14 protein-coding genes are annotated in these 17049 nt (G+C 65.0%); 5 read left to right on the top strand and 9 right to left on the bottom strand.

Annotated features, from left to right (window positions below; genetic code table 11):
* The 8 genes from cysT to polA all read right to left on the bottom strand — a co-directional run bounded on the left by cysT (position 1) and on the right by polA (position 11203).
* Positions 1-834, bottom strand: a complete 834-nt coding sequence (gene cysT / locus J8F10_RS00075; protein ID WP_210651393.1) for a sulfate ABC transporter permease subunit CysT — start codon at positions 832-834, stop codon at positions 1-3.
* A 305-nt stretch (positions 835-1139) separates the two neighbouring features.
* Positions 1140-2309, bottom strand: coding sequence for a transposase (locus J8F10_RS38170; RefSeq protein ID WP_246522717.1), 1170 nt, complete (start codon positions 2307-2309; stop codon positions 1140-1142).
* 147 nt (positions 2310-2456) lie between these two features.
* A complete protein-coding gene (gene ribH, locus J8F10_RS00060) occupies positions 2457-2921 on the bottom strand; it encodes a 6,7-dimethyl-8-ribityllumazine synthase (RefSeq protein WP_210651391.1) in 465 nt (154 codons plus the stop codon).
* A 95-nt stretch (positions 2922-3016) separates the two neighbouring features.
* Positions 3017-4591 carry a protein kinase domain-containing protein gene (locus tag J8F10_RS00055; protein ID WP_210651388.1) on the bottom strand — a complete coding sequence of 525 codons (1575 nt, stop codon included), beginning with the start codon at positions 4589-4591 and terminating at the stop codon, positions 3017-3019.
* Between the two features lie 290 nt (positions 4592-4881).
* A complete protein-coding gene (rho, locus tag J8F10_RS00050) occupies positions 4882-6699 on the bottom strand; it encodes a transcription termination factor Rho (RefSeq protein WP_390891088.1) in 1818 nt (605 codons plus the stop codon).
* Positions 6700-6902: 203 nt separating this feature from the next.
* Complete coding sequence (gene coaE, locus J8F10_RS00045; RefSeq protein ID WP_210651387.1) at positions 6903-7520, bottom strand: dephospho-CoA kinase; 618 nt, start codon at positions 7518-7520, stop codon at positions 6903-6905.
* A complete protein-coding gene (locus tag J8F10_RS00040; protein WP_210651386.1) occupies positions 7517-8230 on the bottom strand; it encodes a Uma2 family endonuclease in 714 nt (237 codons plus the stop codon). Before J8F10_RS00040 ends, coaE begins: the two co-directional genes overlap by 4 nt.
* Positions 8231-8248: 18 nt before the next feature.
* Positions 8249-11203 (bottom strand): DNA polymerase I, encoded by a 2955-nt coding sequence (polA, locus tag J8F10_RS00035; protein WP_210651385.1) that lies wholly within the window; start codon positions 11201-11203, stop codon positions 8249-8251.
* Between the two features lie 861 nt (positions 11204-12064).
* On the opposite strand from polA, the gene J8F10_RS00030 reads away from it, so the two are divergent.
* A complete protein-coding gene (locus tag J8F10_RS00030; RefSeq protein ID WP_210651384.1) occupies positions 12065-13738 on the top strand; it encodes a hypothetical protein in 1674 nt (557 codons plus the stop codon).
* A 569-nt stretch (positions 13739-14307) separates the two neighbouring features.
* On the opposite strand, the gene lexA is transcribed toward J8F10_RS00030, so the two are convergent.
* Positions 14308-14919 carry a transcriptional repressor LexA gene (gene lexA / locus J8F10_RS00025; protein ID WP_210651382.1) on the bottom strand — a complete coding sequence of 204 codons (612 nt, stop codon included), beginning with the start codon at positions 14917-14919 and terminating at the stop codon, positions 14308-14310.
* Positions 14920-15108: 189 nt separating this feature from the next.
* On the opposite strand from lexA, the gene J8F10_RS00020 reads away from it, so the two are divergent.
* The 4 genes from J8F10_RS00020 to J8F10_RS00005 all read left to right on the top strand — a co-directional run bounded on the left by J8F10_RS00020 (position 15109) and on the right by J8F10_RS00005 (position 17020).
* Complete coding sequence (locus tag J8F10_RS00020) at positions 15109-15360, top strand: hypothetical protein (RefSeq protein ID WP_210651379.1); 252 nt, start codon at positions 15109-15111, stop codon at positions 15358-15360.
* A gap of 206 nt (positions 15361-15566) precedes the next feature.
* A complete protein-coding gene (locus J8F10_RS00015; protein WP_210651377.1) occupies positions 15567-15725 on the top strand; it encodes a hypothetical protein in 159 nt (52 codons plus the stop codon).
* 291 nt (positions 15726-16016) lie between these two features.
* Entirely contained in the window at positions 16017-16253 is a 237-nt protein-coding gene (locus tag J8F10_RS00010; RefSeq protein ID WP_210651375.1) for a hypothetical protein, read from the top strand.
* A 176-nt stretch (positions 16254-16429) separates the two neighbouring features.
* Positions 16430-17020: a TIGR02996 domain-containing protein gene (locus J8F10_RS00005; protein WP_210651373.1), complete on the top strand. Its 591-nt coding sequence runs from the start codon at positions 16430-16432 to the stop codon at positions 17018-17020.
* Positions 17021-17049: the final 29 nt, after the last annotated feature.

Raw genomic sequence — 17049 nt, 5'->3', positions numbered from 1 at the left:
TCACCCACTCCATTTTCGCGAACGGGCTTCGAGGCGGTTGATGAACACGAGCATCAGGAACGACGCGACCAAGAGAACCGTAGCGATCGCGGTCGCTTCGCGGTACGAGTTCGGGCGCCCCTCTTCGAGCCGGCTGACGATCAGGAACGCGGCGATCTCTGTTTTGAACGGCATGTTCCCCGAAACGAAGACCACGCTGCCGTACTCACCCAGTCCGCGTGCGAATGCCAGCGCGAACCCGGTGAGCAATCCGGGGAGTAGTGCGGGGAACGTGATCCGGCGGAACGTCTGCCACCGGCTCGCGCCGAGCAGCGCAGCGGCTTCTTCTGCTTCCGCATCAAGCGCGCCAAGCACGGGCTGAAGTGTCCGCACGACGAACGGGAACCCGATGAAGGTCAGCACCAGCACCACCGCGAGCCGCGAGTACGAGCCTTCGATACCGAGCGGAACGAGGAACTGGCCGAGCCACCCGTTCGCGACGTAGAGGTTCGAGAACACCAACCCCGCGACCGCAGTGGGAAGCGCGAACGGCAAATCGACGAGCGCGTCGAAAATGCGCCGACCGGGGAACTCGTAACGCACCAACACCCAGGCGATGAGCAGCCCGAGAACGGCACTAATGAGGGCGGCGGCAAGTGAAGCGCCGAACGTGAGTGCGTAAGCGGCCCGAGCCCGCTCGGTCCACACCGCAGCGCGGAACTGATCCCAACTGAGCTGCGTCGCGGTCACAACGCACGCGCCCAACGGTATAATCACCAGCACACTCAAATACACGAGCGTGAAACTGATGCTCAACCGGTAACCGGGCAAAATTCGAGGGTTTACCTGTGCCATCGTATCCTGGTTTACGAGGACTTCCGCCCATTTGCAACTTCAGCGATTAACTTTGTCACGTTAACACCGGGCCACGGTCATTTTTATTGGCAAGAAGGCTCTCCGCCTCGGGCGCCGGTACGCGCCCGCCCAGAACGGAAGTTCCCGCTGCTGTGAATCTTGCTGATTGTTCATTATGCGAATCGCTTGGAAATGGGACTCGTTCGGTGCCCACAAGCAACGCGGAGTCACCGAAACGCAGCAGCGATTTGAACGAGCCGCGACCGCAAGGGAGCGGGGACGTCTCCGCTCCCTTGCCAGTAGTTTCAAGGCGTTGCGTTGGTTGTAAGTGTATTGTGTGGCAGGGTAATACATCGTGTGCGTGGGTATCGTGAGCGGATCCGTTGCGTGAGCCAGTCGAGCATCTCGGCCAACGGGAACTGGGCGACCCAGGCGGTCGGCGCGAGCCCGCGTGCCCGAGCGATCCGGAGCGTCAGGTACACCCACACCTGGCGCAACAGCAGGGCCACGCCCTCGAGCAGCAACCGGTACTCGGGGTTGGTGCTGGTGGTCCACCCGCGGGCCTGGTTCTTCTGCCGATAGCTGGTCTCGATCCCGAACCGCTCTCGGTACCGCCGGCGCCCCAACCGAGCCCGGTTCGCCTCCGACACGGCGGTCGCATCGCCCCACCCGCGGAACGCGTACACCCGGGCGTGCGATTCGCCCTTCCGTTGCCACACGAGCACCCGAGTCGATACCGCCTTGCGGCTCTTCTCGGTGACCCACTCCATGGTGGTGATGGTGCCGTGGGGTTGGGTGTAGCTGGCGTTGCGGCGGTTGGTACCGGTGCCCTTCTTGCGCATCGGGACCGTGTAGCTCAGGTTCCGTTCCTGCAACAGCAACAGGGTCTCCCCGCTGTCGAACCCGGCGTCCAGAACCACCCCGCGGACCGTGAGCCCGCGGGCCGCCACCTGGTCCAGAAGGGTCTGCACCTGCTGGTGCGGCTTGGTTCCTTTCGTCACGCTCATCAGCCCCACGGTGTACCGCCGGTGCTTGTGAATCAGTACCCCGGTGGCGTACGCGTGAAAGAACGAGGTCCCGGCCTTCTTGGGTCCGCCGATGATCCCCGGGGTGCTGCGATCCCCATAAAAGGGGACGTAATGCACATCGATGGCACACGTCCACCGGCGCCTCCGGTCCCGGCGCGTGAACCCCGCCACCTGGTGAAGGGCATCCACCAACCGGGCCGTGAGTTGGTCCCGGGAACCCCGGTTGGCGTGCATCGCCTGTCGCGCGGTCTCGTGGGAGAACCCGAAGTACCGGGTCACTACCGCGAACAACGTGCGGGTGGTGCCCGCGATCAACAGCACCAGGTCGAGCAACTGGGTGCGCGTGACCGACCGCTTGTAGTCGGTCCAACCCAGGGCCCGTTCCAACGTTCGGCGCGTCAGTGCGTGGACCACCGCCGGGGTGATCGTAGAGTAACCACGTCGCATGGGAGGCTCCCGTTCAAGTGCCTGAGAACCTTGAACTTAGGAACTCCCATGCGGCACTGCCAAATCACTTGAAACTACTGTTGCGGTCGCGGCTCGTAACAAGAAACCCGAAATCGGCCATTCGCTGGTGAACCACAATCCCAGAGGTTACCCCGGCAATTTCTTGAGCAGGTTCACCATTTCGACCGCACACACTGCGGCTTCAAAGCCCTTGTTGCCGGCCTTCGCGCCGGCGCGGTGAATCGCCTGCTCCAGGGTGTCACACGTTAACACGCCGAAGATGACCGGCACGCCGCTGTTGAGCGCGGCCTGCGCGATGCCGCTCGTAGCGGCCCCGGCGACGTGGTCGTAGTGATCCGTGTCCCCGCGAATCACGCACCCGAGGCAGATGACGGCGGCGTACTTCCCGCTCTTGCCGAGTTTCTGTGCGACCAGCGGGATCTCGTAGGAGCCGGGCACGCGCACGGTGTCGATGCGGTCCGCGGACACGCCGTGGCGCTGAAGGGCGTCCGCGGCGCCGGCGGCGAGTTGTTCGACCACGAACCCGTTGAACCGGGCCACGACCAGCACGAACCGGCCCGCGGGGGAAGAGAAATCGCCTTCGTAGATCATGAGTCGCCGCGATGGTGTGAGTAGAGTGGAGCGCGTGACGCTCGCCGCCCGGCGAAGCGCCGGCGCTCGCTGAATACTCACACTACTTACGCGCACTAGCGCGGCCACGTCACCACGGGCAGGGCGTCGGTCGCGTCCGGGTCGCGGGGCGGCGCCGGCTCCGGGCGCGGGGGCGTGTCGTCGAGGGTGGGTGCGAGCGCGGCGAGAGCACTCGCGAGCTCCTGCGCGGTCGGGCGGTCGATGGGGTTCCACGCGAGCGCCCGTTCGATCAGCGCCGACAGTTCCACGGGAACCGCTTTCCGAAACCGGGATATCGGTCGCGGGTGCGGGGCGAAGGCCAACCCCGCAGCGATCTCGCGTTCTTGCTCGGGCGCCCACGGCGACGCGCCACAAACGAGTTCGTAGAGCAGAGTGCCCAGGCTGTACACGTCCGAGCGCCCGTCGTCGGTTCCGCCGCGCACCCGCTCCGGGGCGACGAACCGCGGCGTGCCGAGGTACTCGCCGGTGCGCGTCAGGCGATCGTCCGTGCTCTGCGGGCCGTCGAAAAATTTTGCGATGCCGAAGTCCACGACCTTCACGACCTCCCGCCCGGCGGTGTCGTAGTGGAGGAACACGTTGTCCGGTTTGATGTCGCGGTGAACGATACTCTGCCGGTGCGCTGCGTTCAGCACGTCCGCGACGACGGCGGCCACGGTCGCCGCCCGGCGCAGCGAGAGCGCGCCGACCGCGGCCAGTTCGCGCGCCAGTGATCGGCCGGAGAGCAGTTCCATTGCCAGGAACGCGATCCCACCGGACGACACCCCCGAATCGAGAACCCGAACCACGTTCGGGTGGCTGATCCGTGCAGCGGTTGCGCCTTCGCGTAAGAAGCGTTGAAGTTCCAGGGCCGAGTCGTTGCCCGAAATGGGCCGGAATACTTTTACCGCGATGGGACAATCCAGCGCCAGGTGTCGAGCGCGAAACACGACGCCGAACCCGCCGGCGCCGAGTTCCTCGTCGAGCCGGTACTTGCCGTCGAGCACCGTACCCGGCAGCACCTTCGCGTAGGCCGCGAACACGCGATCGGCCTGCTGGTGCGCGGCCGTCAGGTTGGCGTTGGCCGCAACGAGTTGCGCGTTCGCGGCGACGAGTTCGGCCGTGCGCGCCTTCACGCGCGCTTCGAGCTCGGTGAACACGCGGACGTTTTCGAGGGCGACCGCGGTGGTGCCGGCGAGCGCTTCGAGCACCCGGACCTCTTCATCCGTCGGGTGCCGCTGGGTCGCCCAGTACGTGCCGATCGCGCCGAGCGGGTCGGCGACGCGAACGGGCACCATGACCATACTTTTCACGAACGTGGCGCGGTAGCCCTGGTCCGGAACGCGCGGGTCGGCGAACACGTCATCGATCACCGCCGTGCGGCGGTTCATCATTGCCCACCCGCTGACGGACGCAGACATGGGGAACCGCTGCCCCTTCCACAGCGGACCGATGGCGTCCTCGTCGACGTAATGGCACTGGTCGCCGTCGCAGAGGACGAACGTGGCACCATCGGCCCCGGTGAGCCGGCGCGCGGCCGTTCGCACGATGTCCTGCACGGTGGCGACGTCGCGCGCCTGCGACAACCGCTGGATGACGTCGATGAGGTCCGTCACCCGGTGCGGGGCGACGGCCAGTGGTTGGTCAGCGCTCATATTTCGCCCGGCGACAAAAATCCCGACCTATTCTAACACTCGTTTTTTGTCGGCGCCCGTTACCAACAATTCGTCTCGCGCGTCAAGGATTTCAATCCAGAAACACATAGCACCCGTTCTGGACATTTGGGATCGATTGGTTGCGCGAAGACCGGCAGCGCCCGAAAGTGTTATCAGCGCAGGTCGATTGGCTCTGCGCAGAAAGCAAAAGGAGCTGCGAACCGGCCCCGGGTGACCCATTGGGCGCCGTGGGCCGGTTCGCAACTCCTACCGGTGTGATCGAGCGCAACTCACGTCAGCGTGACGCTGTTGAGGAACTCGGCATTGGTCTTGTGCTTGCTCAGTTGCTTCAGGAGCAGTTCCATCGCCTCGACCGGGTTCATGTCCGCCAGGATGCGGTGCATGATGTGAACGAGGCGCAGTTCGTCCTCGCCGCGGAGCAGTTCCTCCTTGCGCGTGCCACTGGCGTTCACGTCGACCGCCGGGTACACGCGCCGGTCCACCATCCGCCGTTCGAGGTGGATCTCCATGTTCCCCGTGCCCTTGAACTCCTCGAAGATCACCTCGTCCATCTTCGAGCCGGTATCGACCAGCGCGGTCGCGAGAATGGTGAGCGACCCGCCCTCCTCGATGTTCCGGGCCGCGCCGAAGAACCGTTTCGGTTTGTAGAGCGCGGTCGCGTCCAACCCACCGGAGAGCAACTTACCGGACCCCGGCGACACGGTGTTGTAAGCGCGTGCGAGGCGCGTGATCGAGTCGAGCAGGATGACCACGTCGGTCCCGTACTCGACCAGGCGCTTCGCCTTCTCGATCACCATCTCGCTGACCTGGACGTGGCGCTCCGGCGGCTCGTCGAACGTGCTCGACACGACCTCCACGCGCGGCCCCTTCACGGTCCGGCTCATGTCGGTCACTTCTTCGGGCCGCTCGTCGATCAGGAGGACGATGACGTAGCACTCCGGGTGGTTCTGGATGATGGAGTTCGCCATCTTCTGGAGCAGAACCGTCTTGCCGGTGCGCGGCGGGGCCACGATCAGCCCGCGCTGCCCCTTGCCGATGGGCGTGATGAGGTCGATGACGCGGGTGTTCAGTTCGTCCGCGCTCGTTTCGAGTTTCAACCGGCGCTCGGGGTGGAGCGGGGTCAGGTCGTCGAACACGACCTTCTGCGTGAGCAGGTCGGGTTCGGCATAGTTAATGGCTTCGACGCGGAGCAGCGCGAAGTAGCGCTCGTTCTCCTTCGGCGGGCGCGTTTGCCCGGCGACCACGGCCCCGGTGCGCAGCCCGAACCGGCGGATCTGCGACGGCGAGATGTAGATGTCGTCCGGGCACGGGAGGTAGTTGTAGTCCGGGCTGCGGAGGAACCCGAAGCCGTCCGGGAGCACTTCGAGCGTGCCCTCGCCGAACATCAGCCCATTGGCTTTCGTGAGTTCGCGCAGGATGCGGTACACCAGATCCTGCTTCTTCAGCCCAAAATACTCTTCGCGCGGTATCCCCTCATCCTTCGCGGCCTTCTGCAACTGCGCGATCGTCATGTGCTGCAGTTCGGTGATGTACGTGTTGCCGCGCTTGATCTCCTCGTACCGCGAATTCGTCTCGGCGTCGAAGCCCTGTTCGTTGGGGTCAACGCGCACGGGCGCGGGGGTAACTGCCGGCGGTGCGACCGGTGGGAACGCGGGCGGGGGCACCACTGCGCGCGGTACCGGCGGGGGGGCCGTGGGCCGTGGGGCGGGCGGAGTAATCTCCGCGCGCGGCGCTGGAGGCGGCACCGCGTCAGCGCGCGGAACCTCTCGCGGTTCCGGGGTGCGTTCGCTGCGGCTACCGCGTTCGGTACGGGCACTCTCGCGCGGTTCGGCGCGGCGCGGCTCGCGTACTTCAGGCGCCGGGACAGGCGGTGGCGGTACGACCGGCGCTGCGGGCTCCGGCGGCGCGGGCACGACGTCCACGATCCCGGTCGCGAACCCGTCGTCCTCTGCGACCTCGCTCGCGACCGGGGCCGCGGGCACGGGAGCGACGACCTGGGGCTCCGCGGGCGGCTCCGCGGTTTTACGCGCGCGGCTACGGGTCGTCGTGCGCGCGGGCTTGGCAACGTCGGGCTTGGTATCGGACATGGGTAAACCCCTTACCGGCAGGCACTATGGAAGGCAGTCACTGTGAGCTACGGGGCCGTCGCGGGCGGGAAACGCGGTCGCGCTCCTTGAACGCCGGCGACACATCAGGCAAGAACCGGACCCGTACCCGCGAATCACTCGCTGTCTTGATTAGCAATATACCAGGACGAACTTTAAGAACTTACAGCCACCGCACGTTCTCATCACGTTCTCAAGATGTCTTCGAGCACCCGGTCCACTTGATCCTGTAACTCGGTCGGGCCGGCGTCGTTGACGACGATCGCGTGCGCCCGAACTTTCTTCTCCTCGGCGGGCAGTTGCGCCGATTCGCGGGCACTCAGTTCGGCCTCGTTCCAGCCGCTCCGGGTCGCGAGCCGCGCGAGCCGTGTGGCCCGAGGGGCATCGATATAGACGAGTGAATCGACCATATCGCCCCACCCCGCTTCGAGCAGTACCGCCGCGTCCAGGACGACGAACGACACATTCGGGTTCGCTTGCGCCGCGAAAATATCATGTCGCGTGCGCGCCCCGATGTAGGGAAAAACCGTACTTTCGAGCGCGTTCCGCTGTTCCCGGTCGGCGAACACGATGCGCCCGATCGTGCGACGATCGAGCGAGCCGTCTGCGCTGAGAATCCCTGTCCCCCACAACTTCACGAGCGCCGCGACGATCTCCGGTTGGCGCAGCGCCTCGTGTCCGAGGGCGTCCGCGTCGATCACGTGCCCCCCACGGGCCGCGAAACACTTGGCCGCAGTGCTCTTCCCCGCGCCGATCGCACCGATCAACCCGATGAGGGGCTTCGGGCCGTGTTTGAAACTCAACCCTCGCTCCCGTTCGTGTGATCCAATTGCTGTAAACGAGCGCGAAGTCGTTCGACTTCCTCCTGAAGCGCATCTGCACGCTGCTTTTCTGCTTCTGCTTGACGCTGCGCCGCTTCCGCTTGACGTTGCGCTGTTTCGGCCGCTTCCGCACGAGTCGGGATCGGTTGGCCGGTCTTGAGGTCGATCAACCGCAGCATCGTGTCCTCGGCCCGGAGACCGAAACCGAGCGCACTCGTCAGTTGGTTTTGCCGAATGCGCCGGTACGCGCTGCCGTGGAGCCGGTACCCTTGCACCCGTGGAACGAGGTACAGCCCCTCCGGGTCGAAAAGGAAATACTCCTTCACACCCAACTCTTCGTAGCGGTCGTACTTGTCGTCCAAATCGTCCTGCCAAGTGCCTTCAGAGGCCATCTCGAACACAATCGCGGGAACCGCGCCGTTCTCTTCCCACGAAAAGAACGAGCGGCGCGGGCGCACTCCTACCCCCGGGATCGCCATCACGTCCGGCGCGATCTTCAGGTCCGCCCTTCCCTCCTGCCAGTACCAGTACATGTCCGAAGCGATAAACACGTCCGAGCGCGGCCCGAAGAAATCTTCGAGCGCTTGGTGTAGCCACATGATCGCGCGCACATGGAGCCACGTTTCGGCCATCGGCTGACCGTCCCCGCTGGGGTACTCGATCGGTGGTGTCGTAGATGCGGCAATCGACATTCGCCCCTCCAGCCAACCTCATACGTCCTCAACGTCCAGCCAGTTCGGGCCGGCGGCCACGTCCACGCGGAGCGGCACGTCCAGTTTCATCGCGGCGGTCATCTCCTCGCGGGCGAGTCGCGCCAGGGCCTCCACCTCTTCCGGAGGTGCTTCAAACACGAGTTCGTCGTGAACGGTAAGCAACATCCTCGCGTGCATTTTTTGCGCCGCGAGCCGCTTCTGCACCGCGAGCATGGCCCGCTTAATCAGGTCCGCGGCCGAACCCTGGATCTCGTAGTTGATCGCTTCGCGCTCCGCTTGCCCGCGACCCTGGTACCGCGAGTTCGGGTTAATCGCGCCCGCGTTCAGCACCCGCTTGCGCCCGAGCAGGGTGCGCACTTCGCCCGTTTTGTGAGCGTGCGCCAGGAGCTTTTGCTGGTACTCCAGTACCTTCGGGTAGCGGGCGAAGTAGGCGTCGATGAACTCTTCCGCCTCCTTGCGGGGGATTGCCAGCCGAACGGCCAATCCGGTCGCGCTCATGCCGTATATGACGCCGAAGTTGACCGTTTTCGCCACACCGCGTTGCGCTTTCGTGACCTCGGCCTCGGGCACTTTGAAAATTTGTGCGGCGACCGCGGTGTGAACGTCGCGGTCCTCGGCGAACGCGGCCTTCAGCGTCTCGTCGCCACAGAACTGGGCGAGTAACCGCAACTCGATCTGCGAATAGTCGGCGGTAACAAGGGTCCAGCCGTCGCGCGGGATGAAGGCTTTACGGAGTTGCGCGCCCTGCTCCGTTCGCATCGGGATGTTCTGCAGGTTCGGATCGCTCGAACTCAATCGGCCGGTCTCGGCGGTCGCCTGGTTGAAGGACGTGTGAACGCGCCCGGACTCGTCCGCCATGACGGGGAGCACGTCAACGTAAGTGCCCTTAAGCTTCGTCACCTTGCGGTGCGCGATCAGCTTCTTGGGCAGTTCGTGACCGAGCGCCGCGAGCCGCTCGAGTGATTCCTGGTCGGTGCTCGGCTCGTTCTTGATCCCCGTGCGCTTTTGAACCGGGAGCTTTTGTTCCTCGAAGAGGATCTTCTGCAGTTCCTTCAAGGAAGCGATGTTGAACTCGCGCCCGGCGAGCGCGTGAATGTCTTTTTCCAGTCCCGCGAGTTCCGCGCCCATTTGCTCGCCGAGCTGCGTGAGAAAGGGCACGTCCACGCGGATGCCGGTGCGCTCCATGTCGGCCAGTACGCCGATGAGCGGCACTTCGAGCGTGTCGTACAGTTCACGGAAGCCCTTCTCGGCCAGTTGTGGCTCGAAAAGGGCCGCGAGTTGGAACGCGGCGTCGGCGTCCTCGCACGCATAATCTCGGACGCGCGCGACCCGCACCGTATTCATCGTGGTTTGCTTCTTCCCCTTCCCGATCAGTTCGGAAATCGCGATGTTTTTGTGCCCGAGCACGTCGAGTGTGAGGTCGTCCAACCCGTGGACCCGGGCGCCGGGGTCGAGGAGGTAGTGCGCGAGCATCGAATCGCCCGCCACGCCCACTAGTTCGACGCCGTTGGCCGCGAGAACGATTTGGTCGAACTTGATGTTGTGGTTCCGCTTCTCGATCTCCGGGTTCTCGAAGATCGGCTTGAGTGCGGCGAGCGTCGCGCTCGGGTCGAGCGCAGCGTCCTCTTGCGGGGCGCGCACGGGGAGGTAGTACGCCCTTCCCTTCTCCCAGCAGAACGCGAAGCCGACGATCGGATCGTGGATCGGGTCCAGGCCCGTCGTTTCCAGATCGAAGACGAACGCCTTCTGTTTCTTTAACTCCGCACAGAACTGCTCGAGCCGCGCCTCGGTGTCCACGACCTCGTAGCCCGAGTAATCCCACGTGTCGGTGGGTACTGCGGCCTCAATGAGTGGCGCGACTTCGGCCGATTGCGCGCTCTCGCTCGGCGCCTCTTCCATTAACAAATCGAACAACCCGGGCGTGACTTTCTTGCCCTTCCCCTTTGGCTGTTTTGCGGGCTTAGGCGAAGCAGGCGCCGCACCCGGCACACCTCTCTCGCTGTTGTCGCCAACAGCCGGCGCAAGGCCCGCGGTCGCGAGCGCCTCGGCGTTCTTCTTCGCCCCGCTGCCGGCCAGAGTCTTGCGCACGCGCTCGGCGAACCCGCGGAACCCGAACTCGTGGAAGAGTTCGAGGAGCCGCTGCCCGTCCCAGTCCCTTCGGCGCCACCCCTCCCAGTCGAACGCGATCGGCACGTTCTTGTCGAGCGTGACGAGTTGCTTGCTCTTCGCGAGGTTACCGTTAGCAATGGCGTCTTTGAGCGCCTGGCGCGTCTTCGGGCCGCCGGGCGCTTCGTCCGCGTGCGCGATGAGTTCGTCGAGCGTGCCGTACTGCTGGAGCCACTTCGCGGCGGTCTTCGGCCCCACGCCCATCACGCCGGGGATGTTGTCCACCGAATCGCCGACGAGCGACTGGAAGTCGACCACCTGATCGGGCCGAACGCCCCAGCCCGCGATGATGCCCGCCGCGTCCAGAACTTCGTAGTCCTTTCGCAGGTTCAGCATCTTCACTTTGTCGGTGACGAGCTGTCGGCAATCCTTGTCCGCCGTGCAGAGGAACACGTTCAGCCCGCGCGCGGCGGCCTCGGACGCAACCGTCGCCATCAGGTCGTCGGCTTCGTAGCCCTTCGCGATCAGGAACGGAATCCGCATCGCCTCCATTACCTGCTGAATGAGCGGTTCTTGGAGGAGCAGGTCGCCGGGGGGCGGGTCGCGGTGGGCCTTGTAATTCGAGTCGATGGTCTCGCGGAACGTCGGCTCGGCGTGGTCGAGTGCGGCAATGAGGTAATCGGCACCGCGGTCGTAGAGGTTCATCAACGAGCGCGCGACGCCGAACACGGCGTTGGTGGGCCGCCCGTCGGGTGCGTTCATCGGCCCGACGCCGAAGAACATTTGGAAGATGAGTCCGTGGGCGTCCAACAAATACAGGTTGCCCGCGGAAACCGGGTCCGACATCGGAATGGAGCCTGTGGGGAGAACGTCACGCGGCTGTGGCGGGGAGCCGCATCGAGTACAGCTAGACCTGAACGCAACGCATGGAACAAATGTGGAGATAGTGTAGCGAAGGCGGCCGCAAACGGTCAAGGGCGACTGGGTCAACTTAACCGAACGCGCTAAAACAAAACAACGACAATTATGCTCGCGGCCGTCAATCCCAAAAAGAGTATGGGTCTACCTTCGCCCTTCAAACAAGGGCACCGAGCACCAACTCGGGTCGCCGGCTAACAAACGCTAACATTTTTGGACCACCCAGAGGTGACGCACCCGAACCACCGCGCGAGGATCGCACCAACTCCTGGCATTTCAGGCCCTTCAGTGCCATCCGCCCACTGCAACTCCTCAAACAGACCTCCGATCAAGGCTGACAATCGCTAACATTTCCACGATTCTCGTCTCGCGCCGAGCGAATTTCCCGCGCACCTTCGACTCACCTGCATTCTGAGATCCCAAAGTCCCGCCTGCTACGCCTCAATTGTATACATATGAACAAAGCAAGGCAAATGGTTTATCCGCACGACTTCGCCCCGAACGCTCCCGCGCCTGACGTAACGTTGCGATCTTTCACCTCTCCTCGCACGCGACCGGACACTGCCTCGAACCAACGCGGTTGCGTCGCGCGCCGTTATAATTCCAGGGAGCACGCGCGGCGCGACCGGCGCCGTCGGCACATCCCTTCGCCCGGCGCCGAGTTACGGCTCCTTATCGTGTTGACACCCCTTCTAAGGGGTTTAAGCTCAAAGATGAGTGAAAGGTGCGGCCCGCCGCGCGCCATCAGGTCTCACGCCCGCACCACAACGTTCACCGCATGAGGAACACATGGCCAAATCGAAAGAGACAAATGTCCCGTTGATCTCCGCGCTAGTGTTCTTCGTGCTCACGACGATCGCGTTCGGTGTGATGTGGTACCTCTCGTTCTCCGAGATGGAGACCCATGTCAACGCCAAGAAGACGGCGGAGAAGGACCTGGCGGGGGTCCGCACGGCGAAGGACGAGGCCGAGCGCCTGGCCCGCGTGTACCGGATCTACCTCGGGGCCGCCAAAGACGACGACGTGACCGCAATCGAAGCCGAGTCGAAAGCGGGCGACAAGATCGCCGGCGAGATCAAGCAACTGAACGACGCGATGGCGAGCAAGATGGCGACCAGCGTCGACCGGGAGCAAAAAGAAGCCAAAGAGTTCGTCGATAAGAAGCTGCCGACGATGACCGAGGCCGCCCTGCGGGAGTACGTTACCGCGGAGAAACTGAACGATAGCATCACCAAGCTATTAACGTTCTGGCAGGTCGATGCCAACGGCAAGGCGAACAAGCCCTCGAGCCAGGGGTTGATGGACCAGGTCGCCTATTTCAAGAACGGTGACGCGGCCTACACCGCGGCCGCGAAGGAGCGCGACAATTACCGGGCGCAGGTCGCGCTGCTAGCGGCGGACGCGAAGGCGTTAAAAGCCGTGGCGGGTCAGTTCAAGTCCGAAATCGACAAACTGCCCGCCGAGGTGAAGTCGAAAATCGACGCGGTCGTCACCGGCTTCGACAAGCGCACCGCGGACTACGTCAAGGCCGAGGCCGCGGCGGGCAAATCGCTGACGGAAGCCAAGGACGAACTCGACAAGGTCAAGCGCGATTTGTTCCAGGCGCAGAAACGAGTGGACGTCCTCACCACCGACAACCAGAAGCTCTTCGCTGAAAAGTCCAAGAGCGAGCGCGAAACCTTCACCTTCGACGAACCGCAGGGCAAGATCCTGCGCAAGGTGCCGGGAACAGAGGGCGTGGTCGAGATCAACCTCGGGTCCGCGGCCGGCGTGCGCCCCGGGCTCACGTTCACGGTCCTGCCGACCGACTTCCCGGAGAAGGGCCGCCAGTCGCGCGTTCGGGTGCTCCGCGTGCCCGACGGAAAGGGCGGGTACAAGTCAGTGGAAACGTTCGTACCGAAGGGTTCGATCGAAATCTACGAGGTGGTCAACGAGCGGCTCTCACTGGCCCGCATCCAGTCCGGCTCCGAACTCGACCCGATCCGCGACGGCGTCACGTCGGGCGACCTGCTCTACAACTCGGTGTGGCGCAAGGGCGTGGCCGATCACATTGCCCTCGTCGGCATCTTCGACGTGAACGGGGACGGGACCGACGACATCGAGAGCGTCGTTCGCGACCTCACCAAGATGGGCATCCCGGTCGATGCGTACTTCGACATGAAGAAGCGGGCGTGGGTCGGTCAGGTGACCGAGCGCACCCGGTACATTGTCGAAGGGTACTTCCCGATCAACGCGGCACTGGACGCGAACCGCGAGGACAAAACGAAGCTGAGCGAGGCGATGTCGAAAGCCATCAACGACGCCAAGCAGAAGGGCGTGAACAGCGTCAACTTCCGCGACTTCTTCGGCCGCATGGGGTACAAGTTCCGGCTCGACGTCACCGACGACAAGATCAACCAGGCGACCGTGCCGTACCTGGGTAATGTCGGCGTCGGCATGCCGCTCACCCCGCCGGAAAAGTAAACCGAGCAGGCGAGCAATCGGCCACGGATCAGAGATCAGAAAACAGAGGTCAGAGGACAGAAAACAAGGACCAGAGGACAGAAAACAAGAACCAGAGGGCCGGTTTTTGTAGCCCCGGATGGGACGACCGATGGTAGCCAGGGGTGGAGCGTAGCCGAAGGCGAAGCGCAACCCCTGGCGGGCTCCCGCGAACCCCGGGACTCTTAAACGAAATGCGACCGAGCCCCGTGAGGGGCGGCAGAGCCTTCGGTTGGCCCTGTCGCCCCTCACGGGGCTCGGTCTTTTTCTGATCGGTTCCAGCGGTTGCGCTAGCGCTCCACCCCTGGCTACCATCGGTCGCCCCTCACGGGGCTACAAAAACCAACGCGGTGCGTCCTCTGTCCTCTGTCCTCTGTCCTCTGTCCTCTGTCCTCTGTCCTCTGTCCTCTGTCCTCTGTCCTCTGTCCTCTGTCCTCTGTCCTCTGTCCTCTGTCCTCTGTCCTCTGTCCTCTGTCCTCTGTTCCGTCTTTGTCTTGATCGGCGTTATCTGCGTTGATCCGCGGCTCTTCCCTCTTCATCCCCGCGCGCACTCAGTTCCCCGCGCGGACCACGCCCACGAGCACGCCGATCACGCGGTTGTCCTTCTTCGGGTCCAGCTTGATGCCGGCGAGTTTCGAGTTGCACGGCTGGAGCCAGATCGCGCCGCCCGCGCGCCGGCGGAACACCTTCAGTGTGAGTTCGCCGTCGATCATCGCCACCACCTTCTCGCCGTCGGCGGCGTCCGGGGCGCGCCGGACGGCCACGAAGTCGCCGGGGCCGATCAGCGCTTCGATCATACTGTCACCTCGAACCCGGAGCATGAAGACGTCCTCGCCCCCGAACACCTTCTCGAACTCGAAGTGCTCGGGCTCGCCGTCGCCCGGGGGCGGGATCGGCACCCCCGCGGCCACCGTGCCGAGCACCGGGAGCGAGAACCCGGCCGGCTCGCCGACCAGGGCGATGCCCCCCTGCCCCCCCGTCAGGCGCACGTAGCCCTTGTGCGCGAGCTGGTCCAGGGTGTAGCCCACGGAGCGCGTCGAGGACCACCCGCACGCGCGCGCGATCTTGGGCCACGACGGGACCCCGCGCCGGGCGCGCGCCTCCGCGCGCAGGAACTCCAGCAGTTTCTCCTGGGACGCGGTCAGGGGTTCGCGCTCGGTCACGCCGCGCACCTCGTTACTAGTTTTAGTAATTCTACTTGACAGGCCGGCGCCCATCGCGTACTAATTCTAGTAATACTGAACGCGCGGTCAGAAAACAAGCGCGGGAGTACATTCCACCGGGGCCGAACGGCCCCCGCTTCCAACGGGCGCGTTCCGCCCCGCCCACAGATCTTTCAGGAACCCCCAATCGTGGCGAAGAGAAGCCGCATCGAGATCGGCCGGGCGATCCTGCGCCTGGCGGCCGACGGGGAGCTGCGCCCGCTGGCCGAGCTGACCGCGGAGGCCGGCGCCCCGCCGGTGGTGATGCTCCGGTGGGTCATCGAGGGGCGGCGCGGGGTCCACCTCGACGGCGTGAAGCGCCGGGGCGAGTGGTGGACCTCTCGCGCGGCCGTGGCCCGCTTCCTCAAGGCGCCCCCGGCGCGCGTCGAGGCCCCGGCGTAACGCGCCCGGGGGGAGTCCGCCAGGGGTTTCACCCCTGGCTACAAGCCCGCGCCCCTACCGGGGCTGAAAACCACCAATGTAGCCCCGAATGGGGCGGCCGCGTGTAGCCAGGGGTGAAACCCCTGGCGGACATCCACCCGGGCGCGCCTCCGCGCAATCCCGGCGCCCAGGCACCCCCACCGTTCCCAACACCCAGGAGCCCGATCGTGGACGAGTACCAGCGCAAGATCACCCAATTGCTCGATCAGGCGGCCGACGAACTGGGCGCCGACGACTTCGACGAATTGCTCGACAACATCAGCGACGAAATCATCGAGCGCCAGGACATCAGCGAAGACGGGGACGACGACTTCGACGACGAGTGACGGACCCGGCGAACGGCCGGTGTGAGCCGGCCGGTGCAAGGCCCAATGCCCCCGCGCCCACAACGCGCAACGCCTTCACCAGCCGGCTCACGCCGGCCGTTCGCCCCACGCGATCCCTTCCGAAGCGCGCCCGGCGCCGGGGCACAGGGCCAGAGTCGCGGCCCACAGGCGCGGGTGAGCGGTGAGTGCCCGGAGCTACGCACCACGAACCACCGCAGCCGGGGCGCGGGTAACAGCCTCACCCGCGGCCCCGGCACTTTTTCGATCCCGTTATGATGGAGGTACTTCAACGTGTCCCAGCGCGCCGTCAGTAACCGCTGCAACCACCCGCGCGTGCTCCTGTGCGTCGACCCCAACGACACAGAAATCTGGCGCTGCCCGATCTGCACGGCGCGCGAGCCCGCGCCCTGGGTGCCGCCCCGGTTCGGGCAGCGCAGGTCGTTCCGCGAGCGCCCGTGCCACGATTCCGAGGACGACCCGGTGTTCGAGAACGCGGTCCGCGCGCTCGAAGATGCGTTCCAGGACTGAATGCGAGCTGCCAAGTCGCGGGCCAACGACGTTACAAACTTCAACATTCTGACTTTTGACCGCTCACAAGTGAACCCGCAATTCGCGTTCTGCTAATAGGCGGTCCGATGCACCCGAAGCCCCGGACCGAATAACGGTTCGGGCCGAGATCGAATCCGCGTTGGGAGGGCACACCCGTGAACGAGCGCAGCGCGTTCCTGACCGCGATCCGCGAGCAGCCCGGCGACGACACCCCGCGCCTGGTGTTCGCCGACTGGCTGGACGAAAACGCCGAGACCGACCGCGACCGCGCGACCGCGGAGTTCATCCGGGTCTCGTGCCTGGGGCGCAACACCGCGTCGGGGTTCATGCCCCGGCAGGCCTACCAGTGGTTGGGCGCGGAGCCCGAACACGCGCACGCGCCCGGCGCGCGGAACTGGATGCGGCTGGTGCCGACGGTTCTGGCGCGGCACGTGGACCGCGTGGTGCGGCCCGGCCCCCGGGGGGAACCCGCGTGCGACGACGTGCGCTGGGTGCGCCTGGGGCGCGTGGTGTACCTCACGATCCGGCTGCCCGTGAGCGCGGAGCCGGTGAACGCCCCGGGCGAGCTGCGGTGGTACGCGATGGCCCTCACGTTCACGCGCGGCGTGCTGAAGAGCGCCGCCGTGTCCGGGCACTCCGCGGCCTACCAACTGGCTACCGCGCTGGCGGTGGACCAGCCCATGAGCCGGCTGGTCCCGAAGCAGCAGGCGCGCGAACCCTGGGATCTGGCACGCGGCGCGGCGTGAGGGCACAGGGGCATGGTTTTATGTAGGGT

The organism is Gemmata palustris, from assembly GCF_017939745.1.
Lineage (GTDB): Bacteria > Planctomycetota > Planctomycetia > Gemmatales > Gemmataceae > Gemmata > Gemmata palustris.
The sequence above is the reverse complement of the archived record's forward strand: the minus strand, read 5'-3'. Positions and strand labels throughout refer to the sequence as shown.

Coding starts and splice junctions, on each gene's coding strand:
- cysT (WP_210651393.1), bottom strand. CDS start 834: ATGGCACAGGTAAACCCTCGAATTTTGCCCGGTTACCGGTTGAGCATC.
- J8F10_RS38170 (WP_246522717.1), bottom strand. CDS start 2,309: ATGCGACGTGGTTACTCTACGATCACCCCGGCGGTGGTCCACGCACTG.
- ribH (WP_210651391.1), bottom strand. CDS start 2,921: ATGATCTACGAAGGCGATTTCTCTTCCCCCGCGGGCCGGTTCGTGCTG.
- J8F10_RS00055 (WP_210651388.1), bottom strand. CDS start 4,591: ATGAGCGCTGACCAACCACTGGCCGTCGCCCCGCACCGGGTGACGGAC.
- rho (WP_390891088.1), bottom strand. CDS start 6,699: ATGTCCGATACCAAGCCCGACGTTGCCAAGCCCGCGCGCACGACGACC.
- J8F10_RS00040 (WP_210651386.1), bottom strand. CDS start 8,230: ATGTCGATTGCCGCATCTACGACACCACCGATCGAGTACCCCAGCGGG.
- polA (WP_210651385.1), bottom strand. CDS start 11,203: ATGTCGGACCCGGTTTCCGCGGGCAACCTGTATTTGTTGGACGCCCAC.
- J8F10_RS00030 (WP_210651384.1), top strand. CDS start 12,065: ATGGCCAAATCGAAAGAGACAAATGTCCCGTTGATCTCCGCGCTAGTG.